The following is a 780-nucleotide window of genomic DNA, read 5'->3' as shown; positions in this document are numbered from 1 at the left end:
GCGCCCCGGAACGCCGCGGTCGAGGCCGGGCACGGTCGCAGCCGATACTCAGGCGGGGGCGGTCAGGGCGCGTTCGAAGCAGGCCTTCAAGGCCCCGAGATCGATCGGTTTCACGAGGCCGTCGAGCAGCCTCAGGTGGCGCCCGCGGGCCGTCGTCATCACCGCCTCGACGCCCGCCGGATCCATGCCGCTCACCAGCACGATCGGCCTGTCGAAGGCGAGCCGCGCCAGCGCCTCCAGCATGTCGTCGCCGTGCCGGCCACGCGACAGATGATCGCCCGGGACGTGATGTCGTCGTCGATGACCAGAACGGTCTTGCGGATCGCGCCTTCCTGCAGTGCGGCCCCGGCGGGGCCTGCGGAAAAGAGCAAGATGGTATTCCTCCGAATCGCCTTCGACGTCCCCGGTCCGATTATCGGCAAAGGTCCTAACGAAATCTCGATACCGGAATGCCCGGCCAAGTCCGTGAAGCTATTCGGCAGACCATCCGCGATGATTCGCGCAGACGCGCCAGGACAGGCCGTCCGGCCGGGAACCTCGAAGGTGCGGGAAACGGCTCGCGGCCGGTGGGCGCCGCCGGACGAGGATCGATGTTATGCGTGCGGGCCGTGCTTGGCGCGCCACTTGGGACCCGGTCCGCGCATGTAATGCGCCTCGGGCCGGTATGGATCGAGCAGCGCGAGAAGGCCGCGGCGCCATGCGGCGCCGAGGGCCGAGACGCGCTCGCGGGCCCGCGACACGCCACGGGTCAGGGGCAGCACGCCGATCGAGATGCTCCGC

General features: G+C 69.7%; 2 protein-coding genes. Both read right to left on the bottom strand.

All coding sequences use genetic code 11. The features are described 5' to 3' along the window. Positions 1 to 48 precede the first annotated feature (48 nt). Positions 49 to 243 (bottom strand): hypothetical protein, encoded by a 195-nt coding sequence (locus ABTU92_RS25385; protein ID WP_408094390.1) that lies wholly within the window; start codon positions 241 to 243, stop codon positions 49 to 51. Between the two features lie 350 nt (positions 244 to 593). Continuing rightward, positions 594 to 773 carry a hypothetical protein gene (locus ABTU92_RS25380; RefSeq protein WP_408094391.1) on the bottom strand — a complete coding sequence of 60 codons (180 nt, stop codon included), beginning with the start codon at positions 771 to 773 and terminating at the stop codon, positions 594 to 596. Positions 774 to 780: the final 7 nt, after the last annotated feature.

The organism is Rhodoplanes sp. SY1 (assembly GCF_046000175.1).
In the GTDB taxonomy this organism is placed as follows: domain Bacteria; phylum Pseudomonadota; class Alphaproteobacteria; order Rhizobiales; family Xanthobacteraceae; genus Rhodoplanes.
Note: the sequence above shows the minus strand (reverse complement) of the source record. Positions and strands in the feature narration are given on the sequence as shown.